We start from the raw sequence: 18801 nt of genomic DNA, 5'->3' as shown, positions 1-18801 counted from the left end.
GCCTATGCGATAGCAGTCCAAGGTTTAGGAGCGACGCGACGCTAAGCTTGGTTAACTGCGAACCGCTTGAGTGCTTATCGTCAATTAGACAAGGCTCAGCTGGTTGGTTGTTGGGCTCATGTTAGACGAAAGTTCTTTGAAGCGACTCCTAAGAAGACAGACAAGACCTCCTTAGGAGCCAAGGGTTTAGCATACTGCGACCGCCTATTTGCCTTAGAGAATGACTGGGCTGACTTGTCTACTGAGGAACGGCTACATAAACGTCAGACAGAGTTGGCACCCTTGATGGACGAATTCTTTGACTGGTGTCGCAATCAGGCCGTTTTGCCAGGCTCCAAATTGGGCACTGCAATAGAGTATAGCCTCAACTACGAAACCACTTTCCGAACCGTTCTCTCGGATGGTGACTTAGTCCTGTCTAACAATATGGCTGAGAGAGCAATGAAGACCTTAGTGATGGGCAGAAAAAATTGGCTTTTTTCCCAGAGCTTTGAGGGAGCCAAGTCGACAGCTGTCATTCTGAGTCTTTTGGAAACTGCTAAACGACACGGCCTTGATGCAGAAAAATATATGAACTATCTTCTAGAACACTTACCTAACGAGGAGACGCTCGCAAAAAAAGAGGTGCTAGAGGCTTATTTGCCATGGGACAAAAACATTAAGAGAGCTTGTAAATAGAAAAAAGGCTCCAGGGTCGTGTAGACTTTGGAGCCTTTTTCAATATACTTTGTTATTGGGCGCTTACTATACTTTGCTATTGGGCGCTTACAGAAAACATGGGCTCAAATCAAAAACACCTCAGAAAAGTATTGCCAAATTGCGATACTCTACTTGAGGCACTTTTGTCTTGCTCCAGTTTCAATTAACTATACTTTGTTTTTGGTCACATACTATTGAATCTAATAGAATTAGAAAAGTACGATACCCAAGATTATATCTAATACCTCATGGTTGATAAAGTGACAGAAAGTGAGTTCGACAATCTTGAGACTAATTTACATATTGGTGTCAATAATAATAGTTTATATATTCTTGTAAAATTTTACGTGGTGTTAATATTACAAGGAATTATGGTTTATATAGAAAAGTATAGATGAGCCGAGCTATATTAAAATTAAAAGGTAAAATGTAGACCTTTATAAAATATCGGTAAAGTGGAAGTTCTGCTTTGTAAAATTTTGAAAGGTATGGATTTTTTAAATAATTTAATTTATAAAGTTCATGACGAGCATTTTTATAAGCTTATTTATCATTTGTTTTCACTGCGCTTGCAATTAAGTGTATTAAGTCTTCAATTACTTTAAATGTAAAATACTCTTTATATTCCGGGTTCCTTTCTCCCATTATTCGATTGTTCATCATAGAATCTAGATTCACCTCGGGAGAAGGGGTTGAACTAAGTGAATTGGTTCTAGAGCGATAAATATATAATTTTTCGGGAACAGTAGTTATTTTTTTTGCATGAATCATTAATTCGAAATAAATACCCTCACCCATTCCAGGCAAAAATCTAAATTGAATCTCATCGATCAAGTCTTTCGCAACCATTCTGGCAGTAGGTTGAGTATTGTGAAAAATGTCTTTTAATTCTGCTTTTCCATAGATAGGTTTATACCAAACTGATTTTTTTTTACCATCGGAAGAGTATGTTCCAGTATCACAAAGAACTAAGTCTGCATTTTCAACTAATGCCTGCATATAAAGTTTTTCCAACATCTGTTCATTTATGTAATCATCGGAATCTACAAAAACAATGTAATTTCCAGTTGCTATTTCAATCCCTTTATTACGCGCTTCACCAACTCCAGTATTATAAGGAGATTCAATCAGTTTGATACGAGAATCTTTTTGTGAAAAACTTTTTAAAATAGACAACGAATTATCAGTTGAACTATCGTCAATTAGTATCAGTTCGAAATCGGATAGTGATTGTTTCAATATGGAATCTATGCATTCACCAACATATGATTCAGTATTAAAAACTGGTGTAATTATTGAAACTTTAGGCATATTAATGTTTTCCTCTCAACTTTATTTAAAATATTATATCATATAAATGTATAGAAAGATTATTGAAAGAATAGTTTGTGAACTTTGGTTACTATGAATCCCAATTTTATCAATAAAAAAATGCAAAAGGATAGTGAGCAGGTATTTTGTCACACGTCTTACGAGAGAAAACGGATAAACAATTCACATAAATCGGTGGCTTTTTGGAAACAGACAAATGGCAAGGGCTAGATAAAGTGAATTATTAGCCCTATCTATTAGAACATTTAAATAATTATGAGATGTTTTCTAGAAGTTGATCTTAGAGATATATTTACCATTTGAAAAAAAATTAATAAAAGTATGTAACATGCAGATAGAAATTTTGTTCCAATGACCAAATATAATTAGAAGTTTTTTAATATTTTTATTACCGGCACCTAATGAGTATCTGTCAATTTACAATTATTTAATACAATTTTTTGATAAATTGTCGGTTTTCCTGAATCTGACAATTTGTATATATTTTTACTATTTAGTTTGTATATTCCAATAGAATCATTTTGCAAAAGAGACATTGTGTGCTCATTGGAGATTTGATTTGCAATATTATTTAATAAAAATCTATTTATTCCAATAACTGGTAATTCTTTGAGTGAGTCCATCATTCCACAATCATTGATTGATTTTTTAATACAATAATCCATAATAAAATAGTCATGGAATCTAGGGTATTTCATTGTATACTCGTTTAGTAGTTGAGCACAGTATTGCACGAGTTTATTGTTGGGTTTTGCATAAAAGAAATATGATATCCAAAACTCAGAAAAAACACCATAATGAGATGGAGAATCATGATGTAAACTATTAAAATCAAAATTAAAAAAATTATTATTTATGGGTCGAGTCATGAAAACTGTTGCATCTATCCAAAGTCCACCTTGTTGTGAAATTAGATTCATTCTTAATAAATCTGAAAAATGAGTCTTACTAATCTCATTGTTATGAAATCTATTCCAAACATGGTCCGGGAGTGTAAGAAATTCAGAAATATTCTGTTCTGTTAGTATTGTAATGGTGTGATTAGGAAAACTGTCTTGAATACTCTTTATGCAACACTTAACTAATTTAGGTGCATGTTCCTCACCTTGAAGCCAACAAATCCAAATACGTTCCATATATTTATTTGGAGGAGATAATTTGTAAGTTTTAGATACAGGTAATTTATCTAAGAGATTAAATATGAGCTTGTTTTTTATTCTTGCAAGTTTGTAGGTCAAATTATTTAAAATTTTGTATTTTTTTGTACAAAGAAATAGTAATGTTAAAAATTTTATCAAATAATACATAGAACCCTCGATTGAAGTTTGAATTAATTTTTTCTTTTCAGAAAAATTTGAAAATTTTGTTCTAGAAACATTAAGTTAATCACAAAAGAAACACAACTTATTGTTATAATACTATAAAAACCAAGTAGCCCCCAACTACTAATATTTGAAATTTTATTTGAAAAGGGTGTAATAAAAATACATGAGGTCAAAAATATAACACAATCAATTATTAATTGTCGAATTATATGCTTAATCTTGCAATCTAATATGTGTATATAACAATACCAAATATTGTAAAATAAACTAAATAAAAGTGAAATGCAAGTTCCGATTGCGACTCCAGTAAGATCAAATTTAAAAACCAATAAAACTGAAAACGAGAGATTCAAGACTGCTTCTAAATAACTTCCTAGTTGAGTTTCTTTAAACGCACCTGCTGAAAAAACTAAAGTCCGATATGGTAAACGTAATGCATATAGAAAAACAGCAAAGGTCATTACAAAGCCAAACACAGGTTGATTGTAATTTGCATCAGTAACCTGTTTGGTGTACAAAATTACAAACGGAGTAATTAATTGAAAAGTTGTACTTAACAAAATTGTTGACACTGTATGTAAAATCCATTCGATTTTTTGAAACTGCTCAATTAGTATAGTTTTGTCTTCCATATGAAGTGCACGACCAAAATATGGTCTCACCCCACTTGTTGCAGCATTTAGAAAGGTTTTAATACCTTGAAAAACTGTGTTGTATACAGCATAGACAGATACCGTAGATAGACTACTAAAAAATGACAATATAACAATATCGGTACTTTCTTGAATGGTATAGGCGATATGTTGTCCTATGCCATACCATTGTTGTTGCAATTTTAACTTTGTATCTCGATATTTCTTAGAAATATGATAGTGTTGGTGAACGTAGTAGCTAATAAAAACAGGGGGTATGATATAGACCAAAGCTGAAGCGAATTTTACAAGATAAATGGTGTGTCCACTATTTACTAAAATGACTGAAAGCAGTAGATTTGTAATATTTGCAAGTCCTTGTAATATTTCCTTTATAAATGCTTTTTGGTCAGAACCAAGAATAATTTGGCTAGTGATTCCAATAAAAAATTGCAACAAATGAGATAGGGAAAGAATTAAAATAAGTTCAATGATTTGGCTATTTGTAAAATTTCCAGATAGAGTCAGTGGAAGTAAAATGCACAGACCTGCAATATAAATAAGTAGACAGAAACCAATCCGATTAAAAAATTGTTGCGATTTATAATAAATTGCAGATAAAGTTGGAATGTCATCTTCTAACAAAGGTTTATACATACTTGCTTGAATGACAGCACCCATTCCTAAGTCAAGTAAACTGATTAATGTTAGATATTGTGTGATACTGGACATTAAACCATTTATCTCGGAACCATAGGCAGAAATAAAAAGTCGAGGTAATATCAAACTACAAATGATAGAAATACATTTATTCAATAAGGATACAATTCCGTTTATTTTTAGAGATTTTGTGTTCACGATGGCAACTTTCTTTGTAATGGAATAATATTTTCATTTTTTTTGGAATAAAGATAAAATATTTGATACAATAAATAAATGGATTAAATAAAAAAATATAGAGGGTAGTATGGCTATTATAACAGTATGTGTTCCAGTTTACAATTCATCATCTTTTTTAAAAGATTGCCTAGAATCAATTAGAAACCAGACCTTTTCCGACCTTGAAGTTATTTGTGTTGATGATGGCTCAACTGATAATTCTTTAAAAATATTAACAGAGTACCAAAAGATAGATTCAAGATTCAAGGTGATTGTTCAAGAAAAAAATATGGGTGTTGGCGCAGCACGGAATAGAGCAATCGATCTTGCAACTGGTCAATTTATGAGTTTTATTGATTCTGACGATTTTATTGAACCTGAAATGTTTGAAGAACTATATAAAAAAGCCATTGAAAAGGATGCAGAAATTGCAATTTGTGATGTCAACTTGTACAGTGATGGAGGTAGATTAGACAAAAGAAAATGGTTTACACCTATTGAAGGAAAAGCGACACCTGAAACCCTATATAAAAACACCCAACCCACCAATAAAATAGCATCATTGGATTTAATTAGACGAGAAGGATTTTATTTTTTAGAAGGAAATAGTGATGGAGTATATGTTGATTTAATGGTTGCCGCTAAAAATATTACTTCGGTTCATAAACCATTTTATAATTATAGAATTAGAGCAAATTCACTTAGCTCCGAATTTCGAGTAAAAAACATTCTTGAATCTGTGGCATCATGTAGATTATTACTATCTAACTGTAAAGCATATAAAGAATATTACGAATTCAAACTAATCGAGGCTCTATTACAGTTACTAATGGTTTCAATCAAAGAAAAAAATTATGAAACTTACAGTGCGGCTCGAAAAGAATTATCGGATTTGCGTTTTAAGGAAAACCATTATCTTTACTCTCTTTTAAAAAAAGAGCATTCCATTCCTGTATTTTGGGCAATGATAAACATTCTCCCACGAAATTATTTTATATCATCTATTCTGCTAAGAATGCTTCGTTAAAAAGTGTTTTTTTAGCATTAAAAGGTAAGAAAGAGATGAAACTCCAAAAAGTGAAGCGATGTAATAAAGAATTGGAACAGGCTTTGGCAAAGTCTTAATGGATTGTAAAAGATGTCTTCTCGTTGGTTTTATTTCCTTCAGTCCAAAATACCGCATAGCAAGATAATACTCTTGATAAGCTAATAGATTCGGTTCAGGAATGAGTTCTAGAGAACTATTTAAGATTCTGGCACGTTCAGAGACAATTTTATATCCTTGAACAACCTTTGAAACATTTTTTGAAATGCTATCATCTTGAACCTCATAAATAACTAGATCCTCTGCTAGTTTATAACCTTTACTAACTGTTAATAATTTTAAGAAGAGATCCCAATCTTGACAACTTGGTAGAGATTGATCCAAACCACCAACTTCCAAAAATAGCGATTTTTTTACCATTAGGGTTGAGAATCCCCCCAGATTATTTTGCAAGATAGTTTCTTTCAGTGGAATAATTCCTTCAGGTAAAACCTGTACCGTTTTTGCCCCAAAACCAGTGACGACAAATCCTACTTCGGGATATTGATTAAAGACTTTTAGCTGTTTTTCAAGTTTATCTGGTAGAAAATAGTCATCTGAGTCAAGAAAGGCGATATACTCACCTTTTGCATGGTCTACTCCTAGATTTCGACATGCGTTTGCTCCACTATTTATCTCTTGTTGAATAAGGAGCAAATTTGGAATAGATTTTTGTAAGTCTTGGATAATTGCAATAGAATTATCGGTTGATGCATCGTCAACAACAACGATTTCTAATGGTTGATAAGTCTGATTTAAGACACTCTCAAGTACCTCTTTTAATAGGTGTCCACGATTGAAGTTGGGAATTATTATAGATATAAGTGGTTTCATAATATCACTTTCTAGTCTTAGTTGTCTTTAATATTACTATAGGATAGTAATTTTTTCAAATAATATTCACGAAGGAAAGAATATGAATCTTCAAATAGAATCTCCATTGGTTAGTGTCATAATTCCTATGTACAATGCTACATTGTTTATTGAAGAGACAATACAAACCGTGCTACAGCAAACCTATTCAAATACGGAAATCATTGTTGTAGATGATTGTTCTACAGACTTATCATACAATGTTGTTTCGCAGCTTTGTCAACGGTATTCAAATATTACATTATTACAGAACAAAAAAAATAGTGGAGTAGGGATTTCTCGTAATGTTGGCGTTGCAAAAGCTACAGGAAGGTATATTTGTTTTTTAGATGCTGATGATTTATGGTTACCTACAAAGCTAGAGAAACAGGTAAAATTTATGCAAGAATCCGGCCATGCATTTACATTCACCTCATATGAGTTTGCTGATGAAAATGGAAATAAAATTAATAAAACAGTGGCAGTCCCTGAAAGAATGACTTATAAGGAAGCACTTCGAAATCATACCATTTTTACATCAACCGTAATGCTGGATATGCAACAACTAACAAAAAATCAAATCGCTATGCCTGATGTACGTAGAGGTCAAGATACAGCTACTTGGTGGAAAATCTTAAAAATTACTAAGTATGCATTTAGTTTAAAAGAGCCATTATCGATATATCGTCGTGTCAATTCGTCTTTATCTGCTAACAAACTAAAAGCAATTCAAAGGACATGGTATCTTTTCAGAAAAGTAGAGGGCTTATCCCTTTTTCAAACGATATTCCCTTTCTTGGGGTATGCGTATCATGCTGTCAAAAGGAGGATGTGATATGGTTATATTAATAGCAACAATTGATAATGAAAACGTTGAAAAATTGATTGAAACGATGAATCTTTCAAATGTTGATACAATTGTCATTAATCAGAATAGATCTGGTCGTAAGTATTCTGAACTAATAAAAAATGGCCGTTCCACAATTCTACAATCTAATCGTCTTGGCTTAAGCGCTAGTAGAAATGATGCTATATCACTTGCAAAAGATTCAGATATCTGTCAAATTGCGGATGATGATTTAGTTTTTGTCGACCAATATGAAAGAATTGTTGAGAAGGCTTACCGAGAATTTCCAGATGCAGATATAATTATTTTTGGGATGGATTTTCAAAATCATGCTATTCCTAAAAAAGAAATTGCAAAAGGTAGAATAGGATACTTGGCTTCAATGAAAGTTGTTTCATTTCAAATTAGTTTTAAAAAGTCAAGTCTCTCAAAAAAAGGAATTACTTTCGATGAAAGATTTGGAATAGGGGCAAAATATGGTTCTGGAGAAGAAAATATACTTTTGTTTGATGCTCTTCGAAATGGCTTAAAAATCTATAGTTATCCAGAAAAAATCGCAACTTTGATTTCTCGCCCCTCACAATGGGATCGTTCTAACTCACCTGAGGTTTGTAAAAAACGTGGAGCAATTTATAAAAGAATGTCCCCTCATTGGTATTGGATAATTATTATCCAATTTGCAATTCGTAAACGAAAAATGATGCCAAACGAGATTTCAATTCTCGATAATATAAAATATATGTTTGAAGGAGCGACAAAATTTATAAACAAGTAATAAAAAATAAGGTTAACGCAAAATAAGATAATTAATATGTTAAAGAATGCATATTATGTGACTTTTTTAGAAAAAAAGTATAGAATATTATAATAATTATAAAGCGTTATCATCAAAGAGGCAATTTGTTTGATGGTGAATCACTGATATAGTATGAGGGGAGGCAATTTTCTTGCTTGAGAAGAATGGTTTATGGTCTAATTTGGCTTACATCATTGAGGCTATTTTGATGATAATTGGTGTTACAGTAGCATTAACACCACAAAATGATTTTAGCCTTACATCCAGCAGTATTGAAAATTTCTTACCAACGATTCCTTGGTTAATTATTACCTATATTGTATTAAATAATTTTTTTGATACACATATTTATTACAATAGAACCAAAACAGTTATTATTTTATATTCTTTTTGTGTTCAACTAATTTTTTCATTTATTGTAACAGTAATTTGTCATATATATATAGATACATTTGATTTTAATATTTTTTTCCTAATTTTATATACCATCGTTGGGACCATTTTGTCAGGGACAGTTAATGTAGTTATTTTTACATACTTATCTCAAAAATCCAAGAGAAAAAAAGTATTAGTCATAGGTGATGCTCAATCAGTTTTTGAAGCATTAGATAACTTCAATGCTTCAAGAGAACCTCTTCATAGTATCTCTTATATTGTTATCGGTAATTATATGTCGCATCTTAAAGAAGTACTCGATCGTGTTGATGTAGTCTATATGGCAGGTCTTTTAGACAGAAATGAGAGTGCAGAAGTATATAATTTCTTAATTACGAAGGACAAGACAATATATTATACAGCAAACGTAGAGAATACGGCTGTTATCAATTCACGATTAATAAATATCACTGATGAAAGTATTATCAAGTTATCCCCCTACTCATTAACAATTGCGCAAGCAACGGTAAAACGCATATTTGATATAATAACTTCGTTAATCTTATTAGTTCTATTTTCGCCGATCATGCTATTGACTGCTATTGTCTTAAAAATAGAAAGTAATGGACCAGTATTTTATAGACAAGAACGTGTTACGCTAGGGAATAAAACATTTCAGATTTTAAAATTCCGATCGATGGTTGTAGATGCAGAAAAAGATTCAGGGCCTGTCCTTGCCGGAGCAAATGATTCGCGTGTTACCCGTGTTGGTAAATTTATTCGGGCAACCCGCATCGATGAAATGCCACAATTGATTAATGTATTGCGTGGCGAAATGTCGATTATTGGACCTCGACCTGAGAGACCAAAGTTTGTAGAGGAATTTACGAAAAGTAGTCAATTTTATCCACTCCGCCATAACGTTCGTGCTGGAATTACAGGATATGCACAAGTTTACGGCAGATATATTTCTAATTTTGAAAGCAAATTAAAATTCGACTTGCTTTATATAAAAAGCTACTCGTTAGGATTAGATATTAAGCTGATGCTGAAAACAGTTTTAGTGGTTTTTGATAAACTTAGTTCTAAAGGTCACGATGAATCACATTCTATGGTTCAAAATAATAATTTCTACAGCGAAGATGTCCAAATATTGAAATAATATGAAATATCTGTCATGAGCACTGATTTAATAGAGAGGCTTGCACTTGCAAGCTCCTCTTTTTTTGTGTAGAATAGAAACAGTGAGGTTTTAAAAATGAGTAAAAAAGACAAAAAAATTGAAATCCAGATTGAAGATGCAACTGTTGTTGTGAACAATGAAAAATATGATGGTTACCGTCTCGTCATTGGAAAAAAAGTTATTGGTGAGATCGCAGAATTAGCTGAAAATAATTTTACAATTGTTAAAAACGGAAATACCGAAGGCTTTTATAAAACATTGGAAAAAGCAGTCGGAAATATTATTGAAAATTATAATTTAAGCAACTAAAAGTATTGTAATTAGCTCTATTTTATGGTAGAATAGTGTCTGTTAGTGCACGGAGAGATAGCGAAGAGGCTAAACGCGGCGGACTGTAAATCCGCTCCTTCGGGTTCGGGGGTTCGAATCCCTCTCTCTCCATGTCTAAGATACTAAGGGCGTCAAACGCATAGTAAAAATAGGAAGTTGACTGCAAATCCTGATTTGCTAGGCGACTTATCTTTTTTACACAGCGTTTAGCCCGAGTTCATTTCAGAATACTATCTTAGAAAATTTTTTGGGGTATCGCCAAGCGGTAAGGCAAGGGACTTTGACTCCCTCATGCGTTGGTTCGAATCCAGCTACCCCAGTAAAGGTATTAGGCAAGTCCTAATTCGTCAAAGATGTCCAATTGTTGTCCTTGCGTGTGCCTTAATAAAATATATTTTATGTTGGGTGTAGAAACCCGATTGTCGGAGGTTTTTTTATAATGAACGAATTTGAAGATTTGTTGAACAGTGTAAGCGAAGTTACACCGGGTGATGTAGTAACTGCTGAAGTTTTGACAGTTGATGCTGGTCAAGCTAATGTAGCTATTGCTGGTACTGGTGTAGAAGGCGTATTGACTCTTCGTGAGTTGACTAACGACCGTGATGCTGATATCAACGACCTTGTTAAAGTTGGTGAAACACTTGAATTGCTTGTACTTCGCCAAGTTGTTGGTAAAGATACAGACACTGTTACATATCTTGTATCTAAAAAACGTTTGGAAGCTCGTAAAGCATGGGACAAGCTTATTGGTCGTGAAGATGAAGTCGTTACTGTTAAAGTAACACGTGCAGTTAAAGGTGGTTTAGCAGTTGAGTTTGAAGGCTTGCGTGGTTTCATTCCAGCTTCAATGATTGATAGCCGTTTCACTAGAAACACTGAGCGTTTTGTAGGTCAAGAATTTGATGCTAAAATCAAAGAAGTTGATCCAGCTGAAAATCGTTTCATCTTGTCACGTCGTGATGTAATTGAAGAAGCAGCTGCTTCAGCACGTGCTGAAGTATTCGGTAAATTGGCTGTTGGTGATGTTGTAACTGGTAAAGTTGCTCGTATTACTAGCTTCGGTGCTTTCATCGACTTAGGCGGTGTTGATGGTTTGGTTCACTTGACTGAGTTGTCACATGAGCGTAACGTATCTCCTAAATCAGCTGTAACTGTTGGTGAAGAAGTAGAAGTTAAAGTTCTTGCTATTGACGAAGTTGAAGGTCGCGTATCATTGTCATTGAAAGCTACACAGCCTGGCCCATGGGATGGCGTTGAGCAAAAATTGGCAGCTGGCGATGTAATCGAAGGTAAAGTAAAACGTTTGACTGATTTTGGTGCATTCGTTGAAGTATTACCTGGTATCGACGGTTTGGTTCACATTTCACAAATTTCACACAAACGTGTTGAAAATCCTAAAGATGCTTTGACAGTAGGTCAAGACGTAACTGTTAAAGTTCTTGAAGTGAATGCAGCAGATGAACGTGTGTCACTTTCTATCAAGGCTTTGGAAGAACGTCCAGCAACAGCTGAAGGCGAAGAAAAAGCTGAAAAACGTGCTCCACGTCCACGTCGCCAAAAACGTGAAGAAAAACGTGATTACGAATTACCAGAAACTCAATCAGGTTTCTCAATGGCTGACCTTTTCGGTGACATTGAATTGTAATTCACTTAAAAACTTGCCTCGGCAAGTTTTTCCTTTCCACCCTTAGTGTAATGGATATCACGTAAGATTCCGGTTCTTGAGATGGGGGTTCGATTCCCTCAGGGTGGACTAAATATACTTAAAAACCCTTGATTTACAAGGGTTTTTGTTATGTCTGCCCCAAATCATTGTAGTACACTAGAATAGAGGTGAACTACAATGATTGATTTTTTTATCCATAGAAGGACACAAAGAAGAGTATGATAGCCGTCATGCTTGGAAAACCCGCTATCCCTTATCTACTATTCTCTTTCTAGTTTTCGTTTGTCAATTGGCAGGGATTGAAACATAGAAAGAGATGGAAGATTTCATCGAAATGAACGAATCTGTCTTGGGAGAACACGTTGGCTTGAGTGTAGGCTGTCCTTCTAATGATACCTTGGAACGTGTAGTGAGTATCGTTAATCCAGATTTCTTGAAGGAAATCAAGGAACTCTCCATGAGGATATTGACCTTTAATTTAGTGATGCCAAAATATTATCTAAGTTGACAGAGAAAGGCTGTCATTATCAGACCATCGAAAAGGCACGCAGTCAGATTGAGGTGAGGGACTACTGGGTTTCTCACGATGTGAAATGGCTGAGCCAACGACACCCAAAATGGCATAACCTTCGTGGGATTGGGATGACTAAGAATACCATTGATAAAGACGGCATCATTATGGAAGAAGTTCGATACTTTATCCTCAGTTTCAAGGGTGATGTGCAAACTTTTTCTCAGGTTGTTCGTGGTCATTGGTCGATTGAGAGCCAACATTGGTTGTTAGATGTGATTTACTGAGAAGATAAGAACCAAACCCTAGATAAACGAGCCGCCTTCAATTTGAATGCTATTCGCAAAGTTTGTCTTCCTCTCCTACAAATGATGACATTCCCTAATGAGAAGTTGAGCTACCGTCGCAAACAACGCTATATTTCTGTCCATTTGGAGGATTATTTGCCACAATTATTTGGACATCGAGGATAAGGTGGGTGTAAAAAAGGTAGATACCCAGTTTAAAGCGGTTATTTCCGAGGACATAAGGAGAGAAGAAAGTTTTCATGCGTACGGCGTGAGTAATGCTGGGTGTTTATGATTTGCTAAAAGGAATGTGGTATAATAAAGATTATGAAATACAATGTAAAAATCAGTCATAAAATCAAGGAAATAGTTGGGTTAGAAAGTTCTGCAACTGATATTCTGATTCATGAAGAAAATCTTAAAAAGCATATGTTAAAAAGCAGACATCGAAAAATGATCAAATATATCCCAGATGTTACAGATATTTTGAATGCACCAGACTATATAGGTCAAAACAAGAACGTTGAATCAGAGAGTTTTGAAGCCATCAAAGTCCTTGCAGATAATGTTCTGGTCGCTGTCAAATTAGATAAGAAAAACGACTATTTCTTTGTGGCTTCGATTTATGACATTACAGATTCCAAATTAAACCACATGAAAAGAAATGGTCGCATCAAAGCATTTGACAAAACAGAAGATAAGTAGTAAACTAAATAAGATAAATGATAACGAGGTCAGAAAGGCTCCTGACGCACTCGAAAGAGTACCTGAGATGTTGGATACGCCGCCCAACCGCTATCATTGTATTTCAAAGCCCCTCAGCGATTGCTGGGGGATTTTTTAAAATCCTTGTTTTTGGATAAATAGACTGATTGCTCAAAATAGGTAAAATTGCTGTTTTTATGGGCATAAAAAGACCTTTTCCAGAGGTCTTGAAAAGTTGATTCATACAGTGTTTTTTGTGTGTCTGCACCAAATACACCACAAAGGGAAAAAATGAGTTGTTATGAGTATTAATTTCCTAAAATATTGCAAAGATAGGCAATTTTTGGTAGGATATATCTATTCACATTTTAGTCCCATTCGCTCAAGCTGGACTAACTATATTTAAAAACCCTTGTAGATCAAGGGTTTTTAAGTATCAACTTCCCAAAATTATAGGGGGAGTTTATTTTATACTGGAGGTATCTATGTTACATTTTGAAAATGATTATAATAAAGGTGTTCATCCTGCGCTTCTAGAAGCTATCATTGAAACAAACAATGAAGGGTTGTCTGGATATGGGACTGATCTTTATACTGTCCGTGCTGTAGAGAAAATACGCGAAGCAACGGATTGTCCGCATGCACAAGTTACTTTCCTTGCTGGGGGGACACAAACAAACCAATTGGTCATAAATTCAATGCTTGCATCATATGAGGGAGTAATCGCTGCAGACACAGGGCATGTGACAACTCATGAGGCAGGTGCTATTGAATTTTCTGGACATAAAGTTTTGGCTTTACCGCATTCACAAGGTAAGTTAGTAGCATCAGACGTTGAACAATACATAACTGACTTTTATGCTGATGACAATCACGAACATATGGTATTTCCTGGTATGGTCTATATCTCACATCCTACTGAATATGGAACCTTGTACACAGAACAAGAATTGAGTGACCTTGCTAGCGTTTGTAGACACTTTCAAATTCCTTTGTATTTGGATGGAGCTCGTTTGGGATATGGTCTAGCTGCAAGGGACACAGATCTCGATTTGAAAGCAATCGCTGCCTTAACAGATGTCTTCTACATCGGTGGAACTAAAATGGGAGCTTTACTTGGTGAAGCAGTTATTTTCACTAAAAATAATCAGCCAAAGCACTTTTCAACAATTGTAAAACAACATGGAGCATTACTTGCAAAAGGTCGTGTAGTCGGTGTTCAATTCGATCGATTTTTTACAGAAAATCTATATTTGGAAATTGGACGTCATGCGATTGAAATGGCAGAGCGTTTAAAAAGAATCTTGACTGAAAAAGGATATCAATTTTATTTGCAATCACCTACTAATCAACAGTTTATCATTGTTTCGAATACAGACCTAAAATATTTTGACAAATTAGGAATTGGTTATAGTTTTTGGGAAAAATATGATGAACATAGTACGGTAATTCGCTTAGCAACAAGCTGGTCTACAACTGAAGAAGATATCACTGAATTAGAAAGCTTGTTATAACATTACATTCATTTACACTGTAAATTTATAATCAAAACGAATAAAAATACAAAAAACAGTTGACAAATGTATAAATATGATTTAGAATAGCATAAACATACAAAAGTAACCACTGGTATGTTCGATATTATGATTTTTTATACAGGAGATTATTATGAAATTTAAGTCAATTTATAGGTTTGCAACTGTTTGTTTTGCCTCTACTATCCTTGTAGCTTGTAACTCAAGCTCAACTTCAAATACTTTGCAAAAAATTGAAGACAAAGGAAAAATTGTTGTTGCTTTAAATCCCGAGTTTCCTCCATTTGAATACAAAACCATTGTAGATGGAAAAGATACAATTGTCGGTGCGGATATTGAGCTAGCGAAAGCAATCGGGGAGGAGTTAGGAGTTGAAGTTGAATTCTCTAGCATGAGCTTTTCAAATGTATTAGCGAGTGTACAGAGCGGTAAGTCTGATATTGCCATTTCAGGTATTTCTGCAACCGAAGAGCGTGCAAAAATCTATGATTTTTCTGAGGCCTATTATCAATCGGTAAATAAAATGATCATAAAGAAATCTGACGCAACTCGCTTAGCAAGCGTTGAGGATTTCGTTGGTACATCAATTGGTACGCAAAAGGGTACCATTCAAGAAAGCGTCGGAAAAGAAGAATTCACTGGGGCTACATTGATTAGTTTAGATAAAAATGGCGATTTGATTCAACAATTAAAGGCTGGTCAGCTTGATGGTGTCATCTTTGAAGAGCCAATTGCCAAAGCCTACGTGGGGGTCAATAGTGACTTGCAAATAGTTGATATGGATATTGAATCTTCTATTTCGGATTCTTACGCGGTCGCAATGCCAAAGGGTAGTACCGAATTAAAGGAAAAAATTGACAAAGTCATTACTGAGTTAGTTGACTCTGGTAAAATGGATCAATTTGTTGAGGAAGCCTACCAGCAATCCATCAGTAATAATTAATTGTTTTTGAGAATAAATATTCAAATCGATTGGTTGACAACTGAATAAAAATACGATAGAATATTCACTATCGAATCAAAAAAGAATGATTTGGGAATGAATGAAAAGGAACTGTTTATTAATGAAATTGAAAAAAATGCTAACCCTTGCTGCGACATTTGTCGCTACCCTATCTCTAGCTGCTTGTTCAGATTCCAGCCAATCCACATTAGAAAAGATTAAAGAAAAAGGTACGTTGGTTGTTGCTACTAGTCCAGACTATGCACCATTTGAGTTTCAAGCCCTTGTTGATGGCAAGAATGAAGTCGTTGGTGCAGATATTATGCTTGCACAAAAGATTGCTGACGAATTGGGAGTGAAACTTGAAGTTTCAGCAATGAGCTTTGACAATGTGTTGTCAAGCGTTCAAAATGGAAAAGCCGACATCGCAATTGCTGGTCTATCTTACTCAGATGATCGTGCGAAAGTTTTTGACTTCTCAGAAAGCTATTACCAAATTGCTGATGTTTTGCTTGTCAAAAAAGATGATGCAAGTACCTTAACTTCAATCGATGCAATGTCAGGCAAAAACCTGGCTGTCCAAAAAGGTTCTACTCAGGAAACATATGCTAAATCAGAAATAAGTCAGTCTAAAATTGTTTCATTGACATTAATGGGAGAAGCAGTAAATGAACTAAAAGCTGGTAAAGTTGATGCTGTTTTGATGGATTCACCTGTCGCAGCTGGTTATGTTTCACAAAATTCAGATTTAGCCATTGCTTCAATTGAATTCCCAACTATTGATGAAAATTCAAAAGTTATTGCTCTTCCAAAAGGAAGTGATGACCTAAAAACAAGCATTGATAAGGTTATTAACGAAGTTAAGTCAAGTGGTGAATTTGATACCTTCTTAGAAAAAGCAGCCACTTATACAGCTGTTGAATAGAATACAAAAAACTTGTAAGTCTAAAAGTAGAGACTTACAAGTTTTTTTTACTTCATTCTCTCTAAATAGAAACTAGTTAAGCGTGGCATTGTTATCGTAACACCATTCTCATTTGGATAAATACTAAATGATTCCATTGGGATGGTACTAGATGAAAAGACTAGCTTATATTCGGATTCTGCAGGCAGATCCAAATGTACGTCGAAGAGTTCTTGGTCATTAAAATTATGGATCGTTAGAATTTCTTGGTCATCACTCATACGTGTAAATGCAAAGAGATTACTATCACCATCAATTTTTACCCAATTAAACCCTTTTTCGTAGGCTTGATAATCATACTTCCAAAAGGCATCGTTTTCTTTATAGAAAGTAGATAAGGTTTTCATCATTTGATAGAAGGATTGGTGAATTGGAAATTGTAGTAAATTCCAATCCATTTCAGTATATTCATGCCATTCACGAATATGTCCCCATTCATTGCCCATAAAGAGTAATTTTTTACCAGGATGGGCAAAATAGAAGCTATAGTAGGCACGCGCCAAATTAAATTGATCTTCATAATTTCCATCCATTTTCCCTATGATGGAGTGTTTCCCATGCACAACTTCATCATGTGAAAGTGGAAGAAGGAAATGCTCGTTTTGGTTGTAATACATTCCGAATGTTATTTCGTTTGAATGGTATTTGCGATAGACAGATGGGCGACCCATGTATTTTAGCGTATCGTTCATCCAGCCCAAATCCCATTTCATATCAAATCCGATACCGCCATCTTCTAAGGAATGGGTTACTTTTGGAAAGCTAGAAGAATCTTCTGCAATCATTAGAACACCTTTATAGTCCGTATGAACCATTGCATTGACACGTTTGATAAAATCGATGGCAGCATGGTTTATTTTGTCTTCAGTCGTTTCCCCTCGCCAATAAAGGAGATAGGATAGAGCGTCAACGCGTATGCCATCGAAATGGAAATATTCTAGCCAATATTTTAAATTTGAAAGTAAGAAAGACCGTGTCATTCCTTTACCAAGGTCAAAATTGGCAGTTCCCCACTGATGATTTTCTCGATCATGCTCATAAGGGTATTCATACAACCAACTACCATCAAACTGGTATAGACCATGTGCGTCTTTACAAAAATGTAATGGAACCCAGTCTAAGATAACGCCAATCCCAGCTTGATGAAGCTGATCAACTAAATATTTTAATTCGTCTGGCTTACCAAACCGACTAGTGGGACTATAATAACCTGTGACTTGATAGCCCCATGATGCATCTAATGGGTGCTCAGTAATTGGAAGCAACTCGACATGCGTATAGTTGTTTTCTTTGAGATGCTCGATCAAAAGTGGGGTGATATCCTTATAACTATTGAAGGCCTCTATCGGAGCCCCAGCCTCATTTCTATTGACGAATTTTTGCTTCCAAGATCCCAAATGCACTTCATAGATGGAGACAGGTTGTTCTTTGAAGTCATATTCCACTCTCTCATTCATCCAAGCTTGATCTTTGAATTTATAGCGTGAGTTGTAGGTGGTAGAAGCAGTCTCTGGGCGAACTTGACTGAAAAATGCGTATGGATCAGCCTTATACAATTCCCGACCGTCATGGGTAATAATCAAATATTTATAATTCTCAAGTGACTTTAATCCTTCAACATAGAGTTGAAAAACACCATCAATTTCCCACTGCATTTGATGACTTCTTTGCCACGCATTAAAATCACCAATCACAAATACTTCCCTAGCATTAGGAGCATAGACACGAAAATGGGTACCGAGTATCTTGTTTCTCTCTTTTACCATGTGTGCCCCCATCTTTTCGTAAAGGGTGGTATGTTCACCGGAATTCATATAATATAGGTCTAAATCAGTAAATTCTTTCATAGCAATCTC

Annotated in this window: 15 protein-coding genes, 3 tRNA genes and 2 pseudogenes; 15 read left to right on the top strand and 5 right to left on the bottom strand. The window is 34.6% G+C overall.

Going from position 1 to position 18801, the window contains the following annotated elements; translation table 11 throughout:
• Window positions 1–69 precede the first annotated feature (69 nt).
• Window positions 70–678, top strand: a pseudogene (locus K6V43_RS04185) (IS66 family transposase); the annotation flags it as partial.
• Window positions 679–1242: 564 nt separating this feature from the next.
• Here K6V43_RS04185 and K6V43_RS04180 read toward each other — a convergent pair.
• From K6V43_RS04180 to K6V43_RS04170, 3 genes are all read right to left on the bottom strand, one after another.
• On the bottom strand, window positions 1243–2010 hold the full coding sequence (locus K6V43_RS04180) for a glycosyltransferase family 2 protein (protein ID WP_222381824.1): 768 nt from the start codon (window positions 2008–2010) through the stop codon (window positions 1243–1245).
• A gap of 419 nt (window positions 2011–2429) precedes the next feature.
• Complete coding sequence (locus tag K6V43_RS04175; RefSeq protein WP_222381822.1) at window positions 2430–3338, bottom strand: capsular polysaccharide synthesis protein; 909 nt, start codon at window positions 3336–3338, stop codon at window positions 2430–2432.
• Between the two features lie 23 nt (window positions 3339–3361).
• Window positions 3362–4774 carry an MATE family efflux transporter gene (locus tag K6V43_RS04170; protein WP_222381820.1) on the bottom strand — a complete coding sequence of 471 codons (1413 nt, stop codon included), beginning with the start codon at window positions 4772–4774 and terminating at the stop codon, window positions 3362–3364.
• A 181-nt stretch (window positions 4775–4955) separates the two neighbouring features.
• On the opposite strand from K6V43_RS04170, the gene K6V43_RS04165 reads away from it, so the two are divergent.
• Window positions 4956–5894: a glycosyltransferase family 2 protein gene (locus tag K6V43_RS04165; RefSeq protein ID WP_222381819.1), complete on the top strand. Its 939-nt coding sequence runs from the start codon at window positions 4956–4958 to the stop codon at window positions 5892–5894.
• Here the strand turns inward: K6V43_RS04165 and K6V43_RS04160 are convergent.
• Window positions 5877–6785: a glycosyltransferase family A protein gene (locus K6V43_RS04160; protein WP_222381818.1), complete on the bottom strand. Its 909-nt coding sequence runs from the start codon at window positions 6783–6785 to the stop codon at window positions 5877–5879. The genes K6V43_RS04165 and K6V43_RS04160 overlap by 18 nt on opposite strands.
• 82 nt (window positions 6786–6867) lie before the next feature.
• Between K6V43_RS04160 and K6V43_RS04155 the strand changes: the two genes are divergently transcribed.
• From K6V43_RS04155 to K6V43_RS04095, 13 genes and pseudogenes are all read left to right on the top strand, one after another.
• On the top strand, window positions 6868–7638 hold the full coding sequence (locus K6V43_RS04155) for a glycosyltransferase family 2 protein (protein WP_222381817.1): 771 nt from the start codon (window positions 6868–6870) through the stop codon (window positions 7636–7638).
• A gap of 1 nt (window position 7639) precedes the next feature.
• On the top strand, window positions 7640–8425 hold the full coding sequence (locus K6V43_RS04150) for a glycosyltransferase family A protein (protein WP_222381816.1): 786 nt from the start codon (window positions 7640–7642) through the stop codon (window positions 8423–8425).
• A 172-nt stretch (window positions 8426–8597) separates the two neighbouring features.
• A complete protein-coding gene (locus K6V43_RS04145) occupies window positions 8598–9983 on the top strand; it encodes a sugar transferase (protein WP_172006452.1) in 1386 nt (461 codons plus the stop codon).
• A gap of 96 nt (window positions 9984–10079) precedes the next feature.
• On the top strand, window positions 10080–10313 hold the full coding sequence (locus K6V43_RS04140; RefSeq protein WP_024404645.1) for a DUF2969 domain-containing protein: 234 nt from the start codon (window positions 10080–10082) through the stop codon (window positions 10311–10313).
• 51 nt (window positions 10314–10364) lie between these two features.
• A tRNA-Tyr gene (locus K6V43_RS04135) sits at window positions 10365–10445 on the top strand.
• A gap of 137 nt (window positions 10446–10582) precedes the next feature.
• Window positions 10583–10654: transfer RNA gene (locus tag K6V43_RS04130), tRNA-Gln, on the top strand.
• A 119-nt stretch (window positions 10655–10773) separates the two neighbouring features.
• Window positions 10774–11979, top strand: coding sequence for a 30S ribosomal protein S1 (gene rpsA / locus K6V43_RS04125; RefSeq protein WP_222381815.1), 1206 nt, complete (start codon window positions 10774–10776; stop codon window positions 11977–11979).
• Window positions 11980–12015: 36 nt separating this feature from the next.
• Window positions 12016–12087 (top strand) — tRNA-Arg (locus tag K6V43_RS04120).
• A 90-nt stretch (window positions 12088–12177) separates the two neighbouring features.
• Window positions 12178–12984: pseudogene (locus K6V43_RS04115) on the top strand (ISAs1 family transposase).
• A 141-nt stretch (window positions 12985–13125) separates the two neighbouring features.
• A complete protein-coding gene (locus K6V43_RS04110; RefSeq protein WP_222381814.1) occupies window positions 13126–13503 on the top strand; it encodes a PBECR3 domain-containing polyvalent protein in 378 nt (125 codons plus the stop codon).
• Between the two features lie 485 nt (window positions 13504–13988).
• Window positions 13989–15017, top strand: a complete 1029-nt coding sequence (locus tag K6V43_RS04105) for a beta-eliminating lyase-related protein (RefSeq protein ID WP_222381813.1) — start codon at window positions 13989–13991, stop codon at window positions 15015–15017.
• Between the two features lie 151 nt (window positions 15018–15168).
• On the top strand, window positions 15169–15981 hold the full coding sequence (locus K6V43_RS04100; protein WP_496108336.1) for a transporter substrate-binding domain-containing protein: 813 nt from the start codon (window positions 15169–15171) through the stop codon (window positions 15979–15981).
• Window positions 15982–16108: 127 nt separating this feature from the next.
• Window positions 16109–16906 carry a transporter substrate-binding domain-containing protein gene (locus K6V43_RS04095; RefSeq protein WP_222381830.1) on the top strand — a complete coding sequence of 266 codons (798 nt, stop codon included), beginning with the start codon at window positions 16109–16111 and terminating at the stop codon, window positions 16904–16906.
• 47 nt (window positions 16907–16953) lie between these two features.
• Here the strand turns inward: K6V43_RS04095 and glgB are convergent, their stop codons facing one another.
• On the bottom strand, window positions 16954–18792 hold the full coding sequence (glgB, locus tag K6V43_RS04090) for a 1,4-alpha-glucan branching protein GlgB (protein WP_222381812.1): 1839 nt from the start codon (window positions 18790–18792) through the stop codon (window positions 16954–16956).
• Window positions 18793–18801: the final 9 nt, after the last annotated feature.

This window comes from Streptococcus suis (genome assembly GCF_019794615.1).
GTDB lineage: Bacteria > Bacillota > Bacilli > Lactobacillales > Streptococcaceae > Streptococcus > Streptococcus suis_AI.
This window is presented reverse-complemented; position numbering and strand designations above follow the sequence as displayed.

What these genes read in the sequence shown, in the direction of transcription:
- K6V43_RS04180 (WP_222381824.1), bottom strand. Translation starts at nt 2,010, where the DNA reads ATGCCTAAAGTTTCAATAATTACACCAGTTTTTAATACTGAATCATAT.
- K6V43_RS04175 (WP_222381822.1), bottom strand. Translation starts at nt 3,338, where the DNA reads ATGTATTATTTGATAAAATTTTTAACATTACTATTTCTTTGTACAAAA.
- K6V43_RS04165 (WP_222381819.1), top strand. Translation starts at nt 4,956, where the DNA reads ATGGCTATTATAACAGTATGTGTTCCAGTTTACAATTCATCATCTTTT.
- K6V43_RS04160 (WP_222381818.1), bottom strand. Translation starts at nt 6,785, where the DNA reads ATGAAACCACTTATATCTATAATAATTCCCAACTTCAATCGTGGACAC.
- K6V43_RS04155 (WP_222381817.1), top strand. Translation starts at nt 6,868, where the DNA reads ATGAATCTTCAAATAGAATCTCCATTGGTTAGTGTCATAATTCCTATG.
- K6V43_RS04150 (WP_222381816.1), top strand. Translation starts at nt 7,640, where the DNA reads ATGGTTATATTAATAGCAACAATTGATAATGAAAACGTTGAAAAATTG.
- K6V43_RS04140 (WP_024404645.1), top strand. Translation starts at nt 10,080, where the DNA reads ATGAGTAAAAAAGACAAAAAAATTGAAATCCAGATTGAAGATGCAACT.
- rpsA (WP_222381815.1), top strand. Translation starts at nt 10,774, where the DNA reads ATGAACGAATTTGAAGATTTGTTGAACAGTGTAAGCGAAGTTACACCG.
- K6V43_RS04110 (WP_222381814.1), top strand. Translation starts at nt 13,126, where the DNA reads ATGAAATACAATGTAAAAATCAGTCATAAAATCAAGGAAATAGTTGGG.
- K6V43_RS04105 (WP_222381813.1), top strand. Translation starts at nt 13,989, where the DNA reads ATGTTACATTTTGAAAATGATTATAATAAAGGTGTTCATCCTGCGCTT.
- glgB (WP_222381812.1), bottom strand. Translation starts at nt 18,792, where the DNA reads ATGAAAGAATTTACTGATTTAGACCTATATTATATGAATTCCGGTGAA.